This is a genomic window from Arthrobacter sp. PTI12 (genome assembly GCF_056679915.1).
Window position 1 is genome coordinate 3,287,537 of sequence record NZ_CM155256.1, and the last position, 17,276, is coordinate 3,304,812.

15 protein-coding genes are annotated in these 17,276 nt (G+C 63.5%); 10 read left to right on the forward strand and 5 right to left on the reverse strand.

The features are described 5' to 3' along the window. Nucleotides 1–7: 7 nt before the first annotated feature. From AC1MBU_RS15715 to AC1MBU_RS15760, 10 genes are all read left to right on the forward strand, one after another. On the forward strand, nucleotides 8–508 hold the full coding sequence (locus AC1MBU_RS15715) for a hypothetical protein (protein WP_479787935.1): 501 nt from the start codon (nucleotides 8–10) through the stop codon (nucleotides 506–508). Beyond that, entirely contained in the window at nucleotides 505–2,700 is a 2,196-nt protein-coding gene (locus tag AC1MBU_RS15720) for a TRAP transporter permease (RefSeq protein WP_479787936.1), read from the forward strand. Before AC1MBU_RS15715 ends, AC1MBU_RS15720 begins: the two co-directional genes overlap by 4 nt. Beyond that, the gene (locus tag AC1MBU_RS15725) at nucleotides 2,697–3,926 is read left to right on the forward strand and encodes an MFS transporter (protein WP_479787938.1); all 1,230 of its coding nucleotides are present in this window, start codon (nucleotides 2,697–2,699) and stop codon (nucleotides 3,924–3,926) included. Before AC1MBU_RS15720 ends, AC1MBU_RS15725 begins: the two co-directional genes overlap by 4 nt. Further along, nucleotides 3,923–5,149 carry an L-2-hydroxyglutarate oxidase gene (lhgO, locus tag AC1MBU_RS15730; RefSeq protein WP_479787940.1) on the forward strand — a complete coding sequence of 409 codons (1,227 nt, stop codon included), beginning with the start codon at nucleotides 3,923–3,925 and terminating at the stop codon, nucleotides 5,147–5,149. The genes AC1MBU_RS15725 and lhgO overlap by 4 nt, the downstream gene beginning before the upstream one ends. Next, nucleotides 5,146–6,036, forward strand: coding sequence for a dihydrodipicolinate synthase family protein (locus AC1MBU_RS15735; RefSeq protein WP_479787942.1), 891 nt, complete (start codon nucleotides 5,146–5,148; stop codon nucleotides 6,034–6,036). Before lhgO ends, AC1MBU_RS15735 begins: the two co-directional genes overlap by 4 nt. Continuing rightward, complete coding sequence (locus AC1MBU_RS15740; RefSeq protein ID WP_479787943.1) at nucleotides 6,037–6,810, forward strand: SDR family oxidoreductase; 774 nt, start codon at nucleotides 6,037–6,039, stop codon at nucleotides 6,808–6,810. Beyond that, a complete protein-coding gene (locus AC1MBU_RS15745) occupies nucleotides 6,810–7,673 on the forward strand; it encodes a fumarylacetoacetate hydrolase family protein (RefSeq protein WP_479787944.1) in 864 nt (287 codons plus the stop codon). Before AC1MBU_RS15740 ends, AC1MBU_RS15745 begins: the two co-directional genes overlap by 1 nt. 100 nt (nucleotides 7,674–7,773) lie before the next feature. Beyond that, nucleotides 7,774–8,946, forward strand: coding sequence for a CaiB/BaiF CoA transferase family protein (locus AC1MBU_RS15750; protein WP_479787946.1), 1,173 nt, complete (start codon nucleotides 7,774–7,776; stop codon nucleotides 8,944–8,946). A gap of 14 nt (nucleotides 8,947–8,960) precedes the next feature. Then, nucleotides 8,961–10,115, forward strand: a complete 1,155-nt coding sequence (locus AC1MBU_RS15755; RefSeq protein ID WP_479787947.1) for an acyl-CoA dehydrogenase family protein — start codon at nucleotides 8,961–8,963, stop codon at nucleotides 10,113–10,115. Then, nucleotides 10,112–11,845 (forward strand): IlvD/Edd family dehydratase, encoded by a 1,734-nt coding sequence (locus tag AC1MBU_RS15760; protein WP_479787948.1) that lies wholly within the window; start codon nucleotides 10,112–10,114, stop codon nucleotides 11,843–11,845. The genes AC1MBU_RS15755 and AC1MBU_RS15760 overlap by 4 nt, the downstream gene beginning before the upstream one ends. A 200-nt stretch (nucleotides 11,846–12,045) precedes the next feature. Here the strand turns inward: AC1MBU_RS15760 and AC1MBU_RS15765 are convergent, their stop codons facing one another. From AC1MBU_RS15765 to AC1MBU_RS15785, 5 genes are all read right to left on the reverse strand, one after another. Further along, nucleotides 12,046–12,420, reverse strand: a complete 375-nt coding sequence (locus AC1MBU_RS15765) for a hypothetical protein (RefSeq protein ID WP_479787949.1) — start codon at nucleotides 12,418–12,420, stop codon at nucleotides 12,046–12,048. A gap of 482 nt (nucleotides 12,421–12,902) precedes the next feature. Further along, nucleotides 12,903–13,430: a RipA family octameric membrane protein gene (locus tag AC1MBU_RS15770; protein WP_479787950.1), complete on the reverse strand. Its 528-nt coding sequence runs from the start codon at nucleotides 13,428–13,430 to the stop codon at nucleotides 12,903–12,905. Beyond that, a complete protein-coding gene (locus AC1MBU_RS15775) occupies nucleotides 13,427–13,717 on the reverse strand; it encodes a DUF7701 domain-containing protein (protein WP_479789816.1) in 291 nt (96 codons plus the stop codon). The genes AC1MBU_RS15770 and AC1MBU_RS15775 overlap by 4 nt, the downstream gene beginning before the upstream one ends. Then, nucleotides 13,714–14,094, reverse strand: a complete 381-nt coding sequence (locus tag AC1MBU_RS15780) for a TIR domain-containing protein (protein ID WP_479787951.1) — start codon at nucleotides 14,092–14,094, stop codon at nucleotides 13,714–13,716. The genes AC1MBU_RS15775 and AC1MBU_RS15780 overlap by 4 nt, the downstream gene beginning before the upstream one ends. An 81-nt stretch (nucleotides 14,095–14,175) precedes the next feature. Then, on the reverse strand, nucleotides 14,176–17,274 hold the full coding sequence (locus AC1MBU_RS15785) for a type I restriction endonuclease subunit R (protein ID WP_479787953.1): 3,099 nt from the start codon (nucleotides 17,272–17,274) through the stop codon (nucleotides 14,176–14,178). Nucleotides 17,275–17,276 lie beyond the last annotated feature (2 nt).

Consider the following 17,276-nt stretch of genomic DNA (forward strand, 5'->3'; position numbering starts at 1 on the left):
ACCGGACATGCGTAAGCTCGCCGTCGTCGTTGCCGTGTTGGTGTGCCTTGGCACACTGGCCGGCGTGACCGCCGGAAATGCTGGCCCCACCCAGCGTTTCCTGACAGTGACGAACGACGACGGCGAGCTTGCCCGTGTGCCCCTTGACGGGGGCACCTTCGCGGTGAGCTACCGCAATTCGATCTACCAGACCCTCGCCGAGGAACGCTACGAGGTGCAGCCGGACGGTTCCTACCGCCTGGTGCAGATAGCGGCTGACCAGCTCGCTGTCCTCGAGGAGTACTACGGCGTCCCCGATGCCCCTACAGCCGCCGGTCCGTCCGACCGACGGAACTACGTTGTACCGCCGAACCCTGAGCGTCCGGTGGTCTTTGACACCCTCTCAATCGCTGCCACCGATCTGGGGCAGCGCACCCTCCACGTCCCCGGAGAGCCGCCGCTGGAACTGTGGCCGCTGGTGGGGAACGCCAATCCGTTTGTTGTGCTAGATATCAAGGAGACCCAATGACCGAGCGACCTGACGGCAACGGAGCCGTAGCTGCGCATAAGTCACCACCGTCCGAGGATCAGCCGCCCGGCGAGAAGCACGGCCATGGGGAGAAACACGGCAAAGGCTCCCACCGGGCTGTCCACAGCAGGGTTGCCGACGAAAAGTTCAACGGCTCCCCCGATCCTTACAAGGACACGGACGGCAAGTTCGACGAAGAAGCGCTGATTGCCGAGTTCGAGGCGGAGAAGCCCGCCCGGCACCTCACCGGTACACCGGCAGCCATCATCAAGGCAGTGGGCGTCGCGCTGTCCGTCTTCGGCCTGTACTGGGTGTTCAATCCCATGGCCACCCAGTTCTACCTGCCGGCGTTCCTGATGATCGGCCTGTCGATGACGTTCCTCGTCTACCGCGGCTGGGGCCGGTCGGACAAAGACAAGGCGGCCGGCAAGAGCGACAACCCGCACATTCTGGACTGGGCGCTGGCGATCATCGCCGTCGTCCCGTTTGCCTACATCATTTCCGACTGGGATGCCTTCTTCCGCCGGGCGATCATCCCCACCTACCTCGACCTCATCATGGGCACCATCGCCATCCTCGTGGTGCTGGAAGCCTGCCGGCGGACGGTGGGCATCCTGGTGCCGATCGTCGTGGCCGGGTTCTTCGCCTACGCCTACTTCGGTCCGTATATTCCGGATCCGTTCCAGACGTCGTCGTTCGGGTGGATTCGCCTGGTGGGCCACAACGTGATGGGAACGCAGGGCATTTTCGGTGTTCCAACGGATGTGGCGGCGACGTACATCATCCTGTTCACTATCTACGGCGCCGTGCTGACGGCGTCGGGAGCCACGAAGTTCTTCATCGACCTGTCCTTCTCGGCGTTCGGCCAGTCCAAGTCCGGCCCGGGACGTACTGTCACGCTGGCGGGCTTCCTCCTCGGTACGGTCTCCGGCTCGGGTGTTGCCACCACAGTGACCCTCGGTGGTATTTCCTGGCCGCTGCTGAAAAAGGCCGGCTACCCCAAGGAACACGGTGGTGCAGTCCTGGCTGCTGCCGGCATCGGCGCAATCATGTCTCCCCCGACCCTGGGCGCTGCGGCGTTCATCATTGCCGCCCTGCTGAACGTCTCCTACCTCGAGGTGTTGATCTGGGCGACCATCCCGACCCTCCTCTACTACCTCGGCATCATCCTCGCTATCGAGATGGATGCCCGGAGGTTCAAGACCCAGCCGGTGGACATGGAAACCCAGAAGGCCGGCAAACTGCTGCTGCGCTTCGGCTACCACTTCAGCTCGCTGATCGCGATCGTGGTGTTCATGGCTACCGGAATGACTCCGTTCCGTGCGGTGGTCTACGCGACAATCCTTGCGTTCCTGCTCAGTTTCCTGGACCGCCAGTCGTGGATGACCCCCAAGCGCATCTGGGATGCGCTGGCCACCGGCGCCACCGGCGCCCTCTCGGTCATCCCGGTGATGGCGGCGGCCGGCCTGATCGTGGGCATCATGACGCTCACCGGGCTGGGCCTGAAGCTCGCGAACATCATTGTGGACTTCGCCGGCGGCAGCCTGTTCCTGACGGCGTTGTTCTCGGCGATCTCGGTGATCCTGCTGGGCCTCGCGGTTCCGGTGACGGCGAGCTTCATCATCTCTTGGGTCATCATTGGCCCGGCGCTGCAGGATGTCGGCGTTCCAGCCTTCGCCGCCGCGATGTTCATCTTCTACTACTCCGTACTCAGCGAAGTGTCCCCTCCGACCGCGCTCTCCCCGTTCGCGGCGTCGGCCATTACCGGCGGCAAGCCGATCAAGACGATGTGGCTCACCTGGCGGTACACGCTCTCCGCTTTCCTGGTTCCGTTCATCTTCGTGCTCACCGGCCCGGGTATCGGCCTGCTGATGCAGGGCGGATTCGGGACCGTGCTCATGGCCCTGGTGGTCTCGACCATCGCCGTAGCGGCCCTGGCCGTGGCAACCGGCGGCTGGATCATGGGCCCGGCCAACTGGCTTGAGCGCCTGCTGATCGGAGTCGGCTCCCTGCCGATGCTCGTGATGGAACCGATGTACCTGATCGTCGGCGGCGCGCTGATCGCCCTCGGCCTGGTGATGCATGTGGTCCGGATGAAGCGGCACCCGCATGACGATTCGACCACGCCGGAACGTTCAGGAACCGACCGCTCAGGAACCGACCGCTCACGGACGGCTGAATCGACCTCGTGAACCTACCGTCCTCCGGGCGGCCTGTAACCACCCTGTTGCAGGCCGTCTCGGTCACTACCACCGGGGTACTGCCGGCGTTCCTTCTGGGCGCGCTGGCGGTGCAGATCCGCGACGACCTCGACCTGGGGCCGGCGCAGATGGGCATCGCAGCAGCAACGCTGTTTGCGGTCTCCGGAACCCTCGCCCGCCCGCTCGGAGGAGTTGTCCAGCGGGTGGGAGCAGGGCGGGGCATGGTCTTCTCGGCCATTCTCGCGACCGTGGCGTTGGCAGGCGCCGGTGCAGCACCGTCATTTCCCGTTTTGGTGGCGGCGCTGTTCATCGGTGGCCTTGCCAACGCCATGGCCCAGCCCTCGGCAAACCTCGGCATTTCCCGCAGCATCGGCAGCAACCGGCTGGGCCTGGCGTTCGGTGTGAAGCAGTCGTCCATCCCAATGGCGTCACTGCTGGGCGGCCTTGCCGTTCCGGGCATTGCGCTGGTGCTCGGCTGGCGGTATGCGTTCTTCTTCGGTGCCGGCCTCGCACTGGGCCTCGCTGTCTGGGCCTTCTTCCGCGGGCAGGCAGCACTGACAACGACGACGGCGGCCGGCCACCCGGAAGACCGCGGCACCCCGCGCGCCGGGCTGGTTGTCCTCACGATCGGCGCCGGCCTCGCTGCCGCGGCCGCCACCTCACTCGGTGTGTTCCTTGTGGACTCGATGGTGCAGTCAGGCATTGAACCCAGCACCGCCGGGTTTATCTTCGCGGGCGCCGCGGTGGTGGGCCTCAGCATCCGAATCCTCCTCGGTGCGCTCATGGACAAGATGCCCACCCGCAGCCCCTACGTACTGATCGCCAATCTGCTGGTGGCCGGCGTCGTCGGCTATCTCATGCTCAGTGTCGGCTCCACCGCCCTGATGGTGACCGGCACACTCCTCGCCTACAGCGCAGGCTGGACCTGGCCGGGGCTGCTGCACTTCGCCGTCGTGCGGGATAACCGGCTGGCAGCCGCATCGGCGACGGGCGTCGTCCAGACCGGGCTCTCGCTCGGCGCGGCCGGCGGGCCGCTGCTGTTCGGCCTGCTGGTGAGCGCGACGTCCTATTCCACTGCCTGGGTGGTGGCCGGCGTCGTTGCGCTGGCTGCTGCCATTACGTTCCGCATCGGGCGGAGAATCATCCGCCGGGCACGCGGCGTGCCGGTCTTCACGTTGCGGCGCCCATCCTCGAACCCTGTAAAGGAGACTTCATGACAGCCACACGCTATGCGGTGATCGGCGGCGGGATTCTGGGGACCGCCGTCGCGCGCCGGCTGCTCCAGCAGCAGCCGGACGCTTCGGTGACCGTGCTCGAGAAGGAAGATTCGCTTGCCGCCCACCAGACCGGGCGGAACTCGGGCGTGGTCCATGCCGGGCTGTATTACACGCCCGGGTCCCTGAAGGCGAAACTGTGCCGACGCGGCGTGGAACTGTTGAAGGAGTACTGCGGCGAGCGTAACCTCGCCTATGACGAGATCGGGAAGGTGCTTGTCGCCCGGAACGCGGTGGAGGAATCGCGGCTGGGTGACATCATGACCCGCGCCCAGGCCAACGGCGTCCCGGGCGTGCGGATCATCAACCGCGCAGAGCTGCGCGAACTTGAGCCGCACGTTGAGGGAGTGGGCGGGCTGCACTCCCCGCACACAGCGATTGTGGACTACGGCGCGGTGACCCGTTCCTTCGCGGAAGACGTGGTTGCGGCCGGAGGCACCGTGCACACCGGGTTTGAGGTCACCGGCATCACCCAGCGCGGGAAAGAGACGCTGGTGACCGGGACCCACAACGGCACGGACACCTGGGAGATCTTCGACTCGGTCATCATTTGCGCCGGGCTCCAGGCGGACCGCGTGGCTGGGCTGGCCGGTGACCGTGAGGACCCGAAGATTGTGCCGTTCCGCGGTGAGTACTACCTGCTCAAGCCCTCGAAGCGGTCACTGGTGCGCGGGCTGGTGTACCCGGTTCCGGATCCGCGCTACCCGTTCCTGGGTGTGCACCTGACTCCGCGGACGGACGGCGAGGTCATGGTCGGTCCCAACGCCGTGCTGGCCCTGGCCCGTGAGGCCTACGGCTGGGGCACCGTGTCCCCGCGCGACCTCGGCGACGCCGTGGGTTACCCCGGTTTCCGGGCCTTCGCGAAGCAGCACTGGAAGACGGGCGCCGTCGAAATGGTGGGTTCGCTGAGCAAGCGCCGCTTCGTGAACGAGGCACGCAAGTACGTGCCGGAGCTGACCGTCGACGACGTCGTTCCCGGGCCGAGCGGCATCCGCGCCCAGGCACTGGACCGCGACGGTTCGCTGGTGGACGACTTCCGCATTTCCCACCATGGATCGGTGCTGGCGGTGCGGAATGCGCCCTCGCCGGCCGCGACCTCCTCGCTCGCCATTGCCGAGCACATTGTTTCGATCGTCCTTGATTCCAACAGTAAGGAAGTTGCATGACGCACTTGAAGAAGGGGCTCTGGGGTGTGCTGGCTACGCCGTTCACCGGGCCGTCGTTCGACGTCGACACCGAGTCGCTGAAGCGGGAGGTGGAGCTCTACACCCACATTCCGGCCACCGGCATGGTGGTGCTCGGCGTGTTCGGTGAGGGCGGCACGCTGGATACCCGTGAGCAGGCCCTGACGGTCTCGACGGTTGCTGAAGCCGCTGAGGAGACCCCGCTGATTGTTGGGTTGTCGGCGCGGAGCACCAGCGTCGCGATTGAGCAGGCGCGGACCGCGGTGGAGTCTGCGGGCTCGAACCTCGCCTCTCTCATGGTGCAGGCGAATACGCCGAACCCGGACCTGCTGACCGCACACTTCACCGCAATCCACGAGGCAACCGGCGCGGACATCGTGCTCCAGGACTACCCCGTGGCCTCAGGAGTGAAGATCAGCACCGCGCAGATTCTGGCCGTCGTCGAGCGTTGCCCATTCATCTCTTCCATCAAGTCCGAGGCACCGCCTACGGCCGCGGCGATTGCGCAGCTGACCCGGGTGACCGATGTCCCCGTGTTCGGTGGGCTTGGCGGTGTCGGCCTGATCGACGAGCTCGCTGCCGGCGCCGCGGGCGCGATGACCGGCTTCTCCCACCCGGAAGCGCTGCAGCTTGCCATTACAGCCAACGACGACGGCGGCTTCCGTGCCGCCCGCGACGTCTTTGCGCCGTGGTTGCCGCTGGCGAACTTTGAGGGTCAGCCCGGAATTGGGCTGGCCCTGCGCAAGGAAATTCTCAAGCGGCGCGGCATCATCGCCGAAGCACTGGTCCGCCCGCCGGCGCCCACGCTGCCTGCCGAACTGGCCGACATGATCGACGCACACCTCGATGCTGTGAAGGAGCTTGCCTAGATGGAAATGGGTCTCAACGGGAAGAACGTACTGGTGCCGGGGTCAAGCTCCGGGATCGGGCTCGCCATCGCTCAGGCGCTGGCCGCGGAGGGCGCCAACGTGGTACTCGCCGCCCGCCGCGAGGACGTGGTGCAGGCCGAGGCAGGAAAGCTGCCGTCCGCCGTCGGGATCGGGATTGATTTGACGCTCGATGGCGCGCCGGAGCAGCTGGTTGCCGCGGCGGAGAAGGCGTTCGGGCCCGTCGACGTGCTGATTCTGAACAGCGGCGGGCCGCCGCCCGGTGGCGCCGCTGATGTGTCGGATGAGCAGACGCTGGCCGCCGTGAACCAGCTGCTGCTGCAGCACATCCGGCTGACCAACCTGGTGCTGCCCGGGATGCGGGAGCGGGGCTGGGGGCGGATTGTCGCCGTCGGCTCCTCCGGTGTGCAGAGTCCGCTGCCTAATCTGGCGCTGTCCAACATCGGTCGTGCCGGGCTCGCCGGGTACCTGAAGACCCTCGCGGGTGAGGTGGCGAAGGACGGTGTCACCGTGAACATGGTGCTGCCCGGCCGGATTGATACCGACCGCGTGGCATCACTGGACGCGGGCGCCGCGAAGCGAACGGGCAAGACGCCCGAGGAGGCCCGGGCCTCGTCCGAGGCCACCATCCCCGCCGGAAGGTACGGCAAGCCGGAGGAATTCGGCGCAGTCGTCGCCTTCCTGGCAAGTGAGCCGGCCGGCTACGTGACCGGTGAACAGATCCGCTGCGACGGCGGACTGGTAAGGAGCTACTGATGATGAACCACACACTGCACCTCTGCTCTGTCACTGAGGGCCAGGAGGAGATTCCTGCCGTGGTGCACCCGCAGCGCGGTCTTGCGCTGGTCCGGGACCTGATGCCCAGCTTCACCGGCGATATTCGGGACGTCCTGGTCGAGGAACTGCTCGATCAGCTTGAGGCCGCGGCAAATGAAGCGAACGACGACGTCTTCCGGGACCCGGAGAGCGTCACCTATGGCGCGCCCTACCGGCACCCGCGGATGCTGTGGGGCATCGGGCTGAACTACGTGGAGCACGCCTCGGACCTGTCCGAGGGTGTGCCGGAGGAACCGGCGTCGTTCATCAAGGGCGATCACACGATCATCGGGCCCGGGGAGGACATCCCCATCCCGTCGCAGAGCGAGCGAACCACCGCCGAGGGGGAGGTCGCCGTCGTCATCGGGCGGTACTGCCGCAATGTGGAGGTGGAGGAAGCGCTGGACTATGTGGCCGGCGTCGTGCCAGTGCTGGACCAGACGGCCGAGGACATCCTGCAGCGGAATCCGCGGTTCCTGACGCGGTCCAAGAACTTTCCGGGGTTCTTCTCGTTCGGGCCGCGGATTGTGCCGCTGGCCGAGGCTGTGGGTGACGGGATGCTCGCGGACATGGAGGTGTCTACGGTGGTGAACGGTGAGGTGCTGCGGACCAATACCGTGGCGCACATGCGGTACAGCCCCGAGTACCTGATCAGTTTCCACTCGAAGGTGATGCCGCTGTTCCCGGGCGACATCATCTCCACCGGTACGCCGGGCGCGATCCACATCAAGCCCGGGGACGTTGCGGAGGCCCGGGTGGCACGCGTGGGCGTCCTCACCAACCCCGTGACGCAAGGAACCTGAGTTACAAGAGCACCACCATCGAGGGGGCGCTGAGAACGGATTTCCGGCAGGAAGCACGTAGCCAGCGCCCACTCGATGCACCAAAAGTAAGGAGATGACGATGGGCACGTCTGGATCTGGCCCTCTCGAGGGTGTTCGGGTAGCCGACTTCTCCCGTGTTCTCGCGGGACCGTATGCGTCGATGATGCTCGCCGATTTCGGAGCGGACGTCATCAAGGTGGAGAGCCCTGCCGGGGATGACACCCGGTCCTGGACGCCGCCCGTCGACGAGCACGGCGTAGGCACGTACTTCTCGAGCGTGAACCGGAACAAACGCTCAGTGGTGTGTGACCTGCGGACTGAGGACGGGCTGGCGCGCGCGAAGGAGCTGGCGCTGAGCTCGGATGTGATCATCGAGAACTTCCGGCCCGGCGTGATGAAGAAGTTCGGCCTGGACTATGAGACGCTGCACGCTCTCAATCCTGACCTCATCTACTGCTCCATCACCGGATTCGGTTCAACGGCGGGAGCCCACCTTCCGGGATATGACCTCCTGGTGCAGGCCGTCGGTGGGCTGATGAGCGTGACCGGGTCGCTGGATTCGGAGCCGAGCAAGGTGGGCGTGGCGCTGGTCGACGTGGTCACCGGGCAGAACGCGGCGCTCGGGATCCTCGCGGCGCTGCGGCACAAGGACGTGACCGGGCAGGGCCAGCGGATTGACGTGAACCTGCTGTCGTCGCTGCTGGCGGGGCTGGTGAACCAGGCGTCGAGCACGCTGGCCACCGGTGAGGCGCCCCAGCGGATGGGGAACGCTCACCCGTCAATCGCACCGTATGAGACGCTGGCCACCGCGGACGGGCCGCTGGCCGTGGCCGTCGGGACGGACCGACAGTTCGCGTCGCTGGTGCGGGTTCTCGGGGTGCCTGAAATGTCGTCCGATCCGCGATTTGAAACCAATACCCAGCGCGTTGCCCACCGCGACGAGCTGAAGTCGCGTCTCGAGGAGCAGCTCGCCAAGCGTCCCGCGGCGGAGTGGTCCGCTGTCCTGTCGAAGGAGGGCGTCCCGGCCGGGAAAGTGAACTCCATTGTGGAGGCGCTCCAGCTGGCTGAGGAGCTGGGACTTGATCCCGCCGTCGAAATGGCCGACGACGCCGGCCCGCGCACCAGCCACCAGGTCGCCAACCCGATCCACCTGTCCGAGACCCCTGCCAGTTACCGGCGCCTGCCGCCGCTGCTCGGCGAACACAACGATGCGACCTTCGCGGCGCTCTCGACCACCACTACCTCTCACTGAAAGTACGTAGAACCATGACTGTTGACCTTCTGTCCATCGACTCGCTCCTGTCACAGGAGGAGATTGACCTCCGCTCCACAGTCCGTTCCTTTGTGGATAACGAGATCAAGCCGAACATCGCCGAGTGGTATGACAACGCGGTATTCCCGCTGGAGATCGTGCCGAAGATGGCTGAGCTGGGGCTCCTCGGGATGCACATCAAGGGGTACGGCTGCCCGGGCCGCAGTTCGGTGGAGTACGGGTTGGCCGCGCTGGAACTCGAGGCGGGCGATTCCGGCCTGCGCACGTTCGTGAGCGTGCAGGGGTCCCTGGCGATGAGCGCCATCGCCAAGCACGGCTCCGAGGAGCAGAAGAACGAGTGGCTGCCGAAGATGGCTGCCGGTGAAGCTATCGGCTGCTTTGGGCTGACGGAGCCGACGGCGGGATCGGACCCGGGATCGATGGCTACCTTTGCTCGCCGTGATGGATCTGACTGGGTTATCTCCGGTGCCAAGCGCTGGATCGGGCTGGCGTCGGTGGCGCAGGTTGCGATCATCTGGGCCATGACCGACGACGGCGTCCGCGGCTTCGTGGTGCCGACCGACACGCCGGGGTTCACGGCCACCCCGATCACGCAGAAGCTGTCGATGCGGGCGTCGATCCAGTGCGACATTTCGCTTGAGGACGTGCGGTTGCCGGAGTCGGCGATGCTGCCGAAAGCCAAGGGGCTGCGCGGGCCGTTCGAGTGCCTGAACGAGGCGCGGTACGGCATCATCTGGGGTGCGATGGGTGCTGCGCGGGACAGCTACGAGGCGGCGCTGAACTACTCGAAGGAGCGCCTGCAGTTCGGCAAGCCGCTGTCCGGGTACCAGCTGACCCAGCAGAAGCTGGTGAACATGGCGTTGGAGATCAACAAGGGGATGCTGCTGGCGCTGCAGGTGGGCCGGCTGAAGGATGCCGGGACGCTGGAGCCGTACCAGATCTCCGTGGGCAAACTGAACAACTGCCGCGAAGCGATCGAGATCTGTCGGGACGCCCGGGCGATGCTCGGTGGCAACGGCGTCACGCTGGACTACTCGCCGCTGCGGCATGCGAACAACCTGGAGAGTGTGCGTACGTACGAGGGCACCGACGAGGTGCACACCCTGATCCTGGGCAACCACATCACGGGGACGCCTGCGTTCCGATGAGCGGCTCCTCCTCCTCGCCTGAACCCACCGGCCTCCGCCGCGGCCTCACCAGCTACGGGGACGCCGAGTTCTCGCTGTTCCTCCGCAAGGCATTCATCAAGGGTGCCGGGTATTCGGATGATGCGCTGGATAGGACCGTCGTCGGGATCGTGAACACCGGCAGCGGCTACAACCCGTGCCACGGCAACATGCCGGCGCTGGTGGAGGCCGTGAAGCGCGGCGTGATGCTGGCCGGCGGGCTGCCGGTGGAGTTCCCGACCATTTCGGTGCACGAGAGCTTCTCCTCCCCCACCAGCATGTTCCTGCGGAACCTGATGTCGATGGACACGGAGGAGATGATCCGCGCGCAGCCGATGGACGCCGTCGTACTCATCGGCGGGTGCGACAAGACGGTACCGGCGCAGCTGATGGGTGCGGCGTCGGCCGGTGTGCCGGCGATTTCGCTGGTGACCGGGTCCATGCTGACCGGTGGGTACCGCGGCGAGCGGGTTGGAGCGTGCACGGACTGCCGGGCGTTCTGGGGCAAGTTCCGGGCGCAGGAAATTTCAAAACCAGAGATCGACGACGTGAACTCGCGCCTGGTGGGCAGCGTCGGCACCTGCTCGGTAATGGGAACGGCGAGCACCATGGCGTGCATCGCCGAGGCGATGGGGATTGCGCTGCCTGGGTCGGCTTCCGCGCCGGCCGTGACTGCGGACCGGGTACGGATCGCCGAGCGGACCGGGACGCAGGCTGTTGCACTGGCTACGGCTGGTGTTGCGCCGTCCTCGATCCTGACGCCGGAAGCATTCCAGAACGGGCTGCGGATGCTGCTGGCGATCGGCGGCTCGACGAACGCGATCATTCACCTGACCGCTGTGGCCGGGAGGCTCGGCATCAAGCTGTCACTGGACGAGTTGGACCGGATGAGTGCCGAGACACCTGTGCTGGTGGATCTAAAGCCTTCGGGCAAGTACTACATGGAGGACTTCCACCGTGCCGGTGGTGTTCCTGCCGTACTGCGTGAGCTGGGTTCACTGATCAACCGCGATGTGCTGACCGTGACCGGGCGGACGTTGGGTGAAGAGATCGACGACGCCGGTCCCGGCTTCCCGCAGGACATCATCCGGCCGCTGCAGGACCCCATCTATCCGCAGGGAAGTCTTGCTGTGTTGCTTGGGAATCTGGCTCCGGGTGGGGCGATCATCAAGCAGGCGGCGGTGTCGCCTTCGTTGCTCGAGCATTCCGGACCGGCGGTGGTGTTCGAGAGCGCGGCTGACCTGGCTGCTCGGATCGATGATCCTGCGCTGGACGTCACCGCCGATTCGGTGCTGGTCCTGAAGAACATTGGGCCGGTGGGTAATCCCGGTATGCCGGAGGCCGGTTACCTGCCCATCCCGAAGAAGCTCGCCGCGCAGGGTGTGAAGGACATGGTGCGGATTTCGGACGGGCGCATGTCCGGCACAGCGGCCGGAGCGGTGGTGTTGCATGTGACGCCGGAGTCTGCGGTGGGCGGGCCGCTGCGGCTGGTGCGGACTGGGGACACGGTCACGCTCAGTGTGAGCCAGCGACTGGTGCAGCTAGAGGTCTCCGAGGAGGAGCTCGAGCGGCGTGCAGAAGAGCTCGGTCCTGCTGCTCCTTCAGTTCCCGAACGCGGCTACCGGCGTCTCTACGTGCAAGAAGTAACCCAAGCGGACGAGGGCTGTGACTTCCGGTTCCTCGTACACCCAACGTCGGCATATCCCTGGTAAAACAGTGAGGACAGGAAGGCTGTCCTCGTCATGTTGGCCATTCTGCAGACATGCAAGGCCGTTCAACGATTTCACCGATCGTTGAAGCAGTCGTGCCAATTTGGTGAGGTTTAAGCACTAAATGGCAAGCGCAAGTGCGGAACATCCACAGCTGGTTGGGCGCCAGAGACGATTCGATTAGGCTCCAGATGAAAGGAACTTCAGACGAGGTTTTGCCAGGCGCTGAGTGCGACGAGGACCCCGCCGGTTCCCACAAGGAGACCTCCTACCGCGAGAGTATTAGGTCGCCACTTACGTTCAGTCCAGCCAATAGCAGTGGTGCTTGCCAGCATTATGAGGATGCCTCCAGCTCCTGTCAGAGTCGCGCCGAGGGCGTTCGCTGCAGCGCTTCCGCCTTCACCACCTTCAATAATCATGAAGAAGTCGACTAGCCAGACGATTGCCGCAACCACCGTGATGACAATAAACGACATGACCTTTTCTCGTTTCGAAAGATTGCTTGAACCGCCAGGCTTGCCTGATTGAGCAGCATTCTGAAGCGATTGATGCGGAGCACCATAGTCCTTTGAAATCATTTCCCCCACTAGTCCGTACCGGTCGGCTAAAAGCCCTCCCGAGCATACCCACTCCACAGAAATCATCACAGGGCTGGGAAGCAACTTGCCGTCCGGGGGTCAAAGACCTTGTGAGGATTCGAATGTTGGGACGGCAATCGGCGGAGCGGGCCGCCGCGGCTGGTGAGGACACGGGACACAGTGACGCTGACTCGGGCGGCGCGCACACGAGCTTGGCCCTGCATTGCCGATAATCCAGAGCTTCGCGACCGGCGCCTCTACGTTGAGGAAGTAACCCAAGCGTGCGATGACTTCGACTTCCCTTTCCTTCCCTAGGAGCTTGCATGCCTCGGAACACGCCGAGATATCGGGCGGCTTTGCTCTCACCAACGGCGCCGGGATATAGGCTGCACCCGTCCCGAAGTCGTCTGCGCAAACCGCTGCAGTGAAGCCTCAGGTGGGGTCTTGAGGGCTGCAATGGGTTAACTGCATCTACCGAATACTTATTGCAGTACGAGGAGGTCTAGCACCACAAGAAGCTCGACCACCGTAAAGACCCCGTAGACGATGATGAAGGCCCATGGCGCCCATACCTCTCTCGACGTAAAACTACGGTAAAGCTTAGGATCCCGGCCCTCGCCAAGAGCCTTCCACTCTGCTCTGTATATCGCAACCGGAAGAAACTGCTCAATTCTATTTATGACTTTGAACTTACCGGTATTGAGTTGTCCGAATGAGATGATCAAACTGCGCCAGGCTAGAGCTAGCAACCCGCCGGTGATCGTGAGGATCATTAGAGCTACGGCCTGCAGTTGCTGGTCGGGACCATCGTTCAAAATGATGCCCAATGCTGTCAGAATTGCTCCATTTATAGTCAAGAAAAAGGTATTGACGCCTTGGCGCCTCGCTACCAATTTCTCGGAGCTATCCACCATCATCCTGTAAAGCTCAAAGGCAGGATCCGTACTCTTTATCCGTTTCGGGAGACCATGCGGAAAGAGGTCCTGATCTAGAGGATTTTCCTCGTTCACAGCTCGGCCTCTTGCGCGAGCGCGCGAATGGCGTCTACGTACGGGAGGTCGTGTGCAGCTACAGCGGGTGGTAACTCCTCGTAGGGGACGAGCGCCTTGTGGGAGGGATCGCGCGTGACCATCCACGCGACCCAGGCATTATGTACATCGCTCGCACCTACCGCCTGCCCCTTCGCTAGAAGGAGAACGGCATATATTCGAAACAGATCAACGGCATCCTCCTCCGGCAGATCCGACGTCGCGACGTGTGCGCGTATACGAGTCGCAAGGCGATCAAGATAAGTCATTCCCACGTACTAAGCCTAGTGGCGATTTGGTGGAAATCCCAGCAAATTACGTCCCCTGCAGGAATTCCGGCGGGAACGGCATACGTTTTGTCGGAGTAGGCTTGAATCCCAAAAAGAGAATGACCTTGGTTGAGAGTTTCCTCGATTTCCCACAGTACAGCTTCTGATTTATGTGTCGTAGGACCGATCAGAACAATCGTTCCTTTTGTTCGCGCAATTCGCTCAGCACATTGGGTCTTCCACGATGTATCCCACGGATTCTGAACTGAATAGTCAACAAATTGGACGCCGTTACGCTCGTCTTTCGCATGCTGCACGAGAAAATCCCGCGCCCATCTATCTTCCATCTCGAAACTTATGAACGCTCGTGGAATCATTGATATGTCTCCTTCAGGACTGATAATTGTTTCTATGCAATTGGTGCACATGGCCGCACGTCGAGGGATGGCAGGTGCTGACTATGCCACTTCCTCCCCACGAAACTTCTCGTACATTCCCATCGTCCGAAGCACCTCAATGAACTCCGGCAGCTTGTCTGAGGACAACAACCAGCCGATACCCTTCGCGTGCTGCTCGCCGGCCTCGATGATGGTGTCCTCGACAGTCCGGATAATCTTCGGCGAAGAGTAAAAGTCGGTCTTCAGATTCGCATTCGCTTGGCCGCGCAAGACATCGTTCTCCAGTGCCTTGTTCAGTACCGTTTCAGCAACCGACAACTGGTCCGCATCAGACAGCCCCGAGCCTTCAAAGAACCCGTTGACCTGCTCGATGATCTCGGCCCAGCGCACCTTCTGTGGATCATGCGCGGTCCCAGACCCAACCTCGCGAACGGGATCGAGCAGCTCAGCCTCCCCCTCGGCCAACCGCAGGTCGGCCTTCTGCAGCTTCTGAAGCTTGTAGTGGGTCATCACCACCTCAGAAAGGTCGATGCGGTCGCGGTTCTGGTTGTCCGCCCGAATCACCCGGATCAACAACCGGTAGAAAATGGACCGCTTCTCCAGATCCGTGTCCTGGTAGTCGATGATCTGCGAGAGGAAGTCGTACGCCCGGATGAAGCTCCCCAGATCCTTGCGGAACATGTCGAGCGCATCCTGGGCGGCCTTGTCCCCCGCCTCCACGGCAGCCCGGTACCTTTCGCGAAACACCGACCGCGCAGGAGCAACGGAAGCGTTGAGCTCCTCGTGACTGACCTTCCCAACCCACGCCGCAACCGCGCGCTCGACATCGCTGGAGTCGTAGATCCCACTACCGTCGAGCTTCGTTTGCAGGTCATGCACGATATCCCGATCCGTCACCCCAGAGAGCTCTGCCTCCGTGTGGTACTGCTTGAACGCTGCGAGGATCTCCTCCGGCTCGTTCACGAAGTCCAGCACATACGTCTGGTCCTTGCCCTCGGTCACCCGGTTCAGCCGGGACAGCGTCTGCACCGCCGAAATCCCGGACAGCTTCTTGTCCACATACATGGCCACCAGCAGCGGCTGGTCGAACCCGGTCTGGAACTTATTGGCCACCAGCATGATCTGGAACTCATCCGTCGCAAACGCCTGCGGCAGCTCCCTACCCTTCAGCCTCGGGTTGATGTTTGTCTCGGTAAACCCAGAAGGTCCGCACTCCGGATCATTCACCTCCCCGGAGAACGCCACCAGCGCGGCGAGGTCCCTGTAGCCCTTCTCGGCAATGTATTTGTCGATCGCCCGCTTGTACCGTACGGCTTCCTTGCGCGACCCAGTCACCACCATCGCCTTCGCCCGCCCCGCCAGGTGGTGGCGCACATTGGAGCGGAAATGCTCCACGATGATCGCAACCTTCTGGCTGATGTTGTACGGGTGCAGCTTCACCCACCGCATCAGCTCCTTGACGGCCTCCGACTTCTCAATGACCGCACCGTCCTGGTCATAATCCACCCCGTTGTGCGCCAGCTTGAACGCGAGCTTGTACGGCGTGTAGTTCTTCAGCACATCGAGGATGAACCCCTCCTCAATCGCCTGCTGCATCGAATACACATGGAATGGCCGCGGAAGCCCGCTAGCGTCCTTGCGCCCGAACAGCTCCAGCGTCTTCGCCTTCGGCGTCGCCGTGAACGCGAAAAAGGAAATGTTCCTGCTCTCTGCGCGGCTGGTCATCTCCGCGGCAAGAATATCCTCAGCAGTGATGACGACGTCGTCATCGGCTTCCGCACTCTCCTCACCTGTGGCGGTGAGGACTTTCTTCAAAGTCTTGGCGGCCTCACCGGTCTGGGAACTGTGGGCTTCGTCGGCGATGACCGCGTAGCTACGCCCAGCCAGTCCGGCGTTCTGCTCGATCGCCTGCAGCGCGAACGGGAAGGTCTGCAGCGTGACGCCGATGATCTGTCGGCCGGCGAGCAGGGCTTCCGACAAGGCAGAGGACTTCGAACCACCGGCGGAAGTGATTGCCTCGAACACCCCCTGCGTTTTCTCGAGCTGCTGCACGGCGTCGCGGAGCTGGCCGTCGAGGACCTTGCGATCGCTGATGACGATCACCGAATCGAAGACCTTCTCCCCCGCCTCCGTGTGCAGCGAGTTCAACCTATGAGCCGTCCAGGCGATGGAGTTGGTCTTGCCCGACCCGGCCGAGTGCTGGATCAGGTACCGGTGGCCAGGGCCTTCGGCGGCAGCGGTATCGGCGAGCTGGTTCACTGCCTCCCACTGGTGGAAGCGAGGGAAGAGCAACGACTTGTTGACCGTCTTCTTGCCCGTGATCGGGTCGGCCTTTTTCTCCACCTGCAGGTGCATGAACTTGCCCAGGATGGTTAGCCAGGAGTCGCGTTGCAGTACGCGCTCCCAGAGATAGCTGGTGGCCGAGCCATGAGGGTTGTCGGGGTTGCCCTTGTGCCCGTTATTCCCCATGTTGAACGGCAGGAACCGGGTTTGCGCGCCCTGCAGGTTGGTGGTCATGAAGGCTTCGCTGTTGGAGACGGCGAAGTGCACCAACGCCCGATGCCCAAAGGAGAGCAGCGGCTCCGCCCGACGGGTCTCCGGATCCACGGGCAGGCGAGCGGTCTTGTACTGGTCGATGGCGTCCTGCACCGTCTGAGTGAAGTCCGTCTTGAGTTCCATGGTGGCCACGGGCAGCCCGTTGACAAAGAACACCAGGTCCAGGCTCTTCTTGTTGTCCGCCGAGTAGAACACCTGGCGGACCACGCGGAGCCGGACGTCCGAGTAGTCGGCCACGGTTTTCGGGTTCAGATTGTCAGCCGGTTTGAACTGACACATGGAAAACGACGACGGCGTCACCTTGAATCCGTTGCGCAGCACCGCCAGGGTTCCGCCACCGTTTTCCAGCGGGGTGTCGAGGACCTTGGTGAGACGTTCGAGGATGCGCTTGAAAGACTTCGCCTGCAAATCCGGGCTGTGGGTGGGATTAACGATCTTCCGGAACTGCTCCGGCTGGGCTTCCTCCAACCAGGCACGGACGTCCGCGGGGTAGAGGGCGAGCTCCTTGTCATAGCCCTTGTCACCCTTGGTGTAGAGCCAACCATGGGCACCGAGGTACTCGCAGAGCTCGCGCTCAAATTCGGCTTCGTTGTAGATCGCCATGG

Bases quoted from the DNA above. Each gene is read 5' to 3' on its own strand.
- AC1MBU_RS15715 (WP_479787935.1), top strand. From the start codon at position 8: ATGCGTAAGCTCGCCGTCGTCGTTGCCGTGTTGGTGTGCCTTGGCACA.
- AC1MBU_RS15720 (WP_479787936.1), top strand. From the start codon at position 505: ATGACCGAGCGACCTGACGGCAACGGAGCCGTAGCTGCGCATAAGTCA.
- lhgO (WP_479787940.1), top strand. From the start codon at position 3,923: ATGACAGCCACACGCTATGCGGTGATCGGCGGCGGGATTCTGGGGACC.
- AC1MBU_RS15735 (WP_479787942.1), top strand. From the start codon at position 5,146: ATGACGCACTTGAAGAAGGGGCTCTGGGGTGTGCTGGCTACGCCGTTC.
- AC1MBU_RS15740 (WP_479787943.1), top strand. From the start codon at position 6,037: ATGGAAATGGGTCTCAACGGGAAGAACGTACTGGTGCCGGGGTCAAGC.
- AC1MBU_RS15745 (WP_479787944.1), top strand. From the start codon at position 6,810: ATGATGAACCACACACTGCACCTCTGCTCTGTCACTGAGGGCCAGGAG.
- AC1MBU_RS15750 (WP_479787946.1), top strand. From the start codon at position 7,774: ATGGGCACGTCTGGATCTGGCCCTCTCGAGGGTGTTCGGGTAGCCGAC.
- AC1MBU_RS15755 (WP_479787947.1), top strand. From the start codon at position 8,961: ATGACTGTTGACCTTCTGTCCATCGACTCGCTCCTGTCACAGGAGGAG.
- AC1MBU_RS15760 (WP_479787948.1), top strand. From the start codon at position 10,112: ATGAGCGGCTCCTCCTCCTCGCCTGAACCCACCGGCCTCCGCCGCGGC.
- AC1MBU_RS15765 (WP_479787949.1), bottom strand. From the start codon at position 12,420: ATGATTTCAAAGGACTATGGTGCTCCGCATCAATCGCTTCAGAATGCT.
- AC1MBU_RS15775 (WP_479789816.1), bottom strand. From the start codon at position 13,717: ATGACTTATCTTGATCGCCTTGCGACTCGTATACGCGCACACGTCGCG.
- AC1MBU_RS15780 (WP_479787951.1), bottom strand. From the start codon at position 14,094: ATGATTCCACGAGCGTTCATAAGTTTCGAGATGGAAGATAGATGGGCG.
- AC1MBU_RS15785 (WP_479787953.1), bottom strand. From the start codon at position 17,274: ATGGCGATCTACAACGAAGCCGAATTTGAGCGCGAGCTCTGCGAGTAC.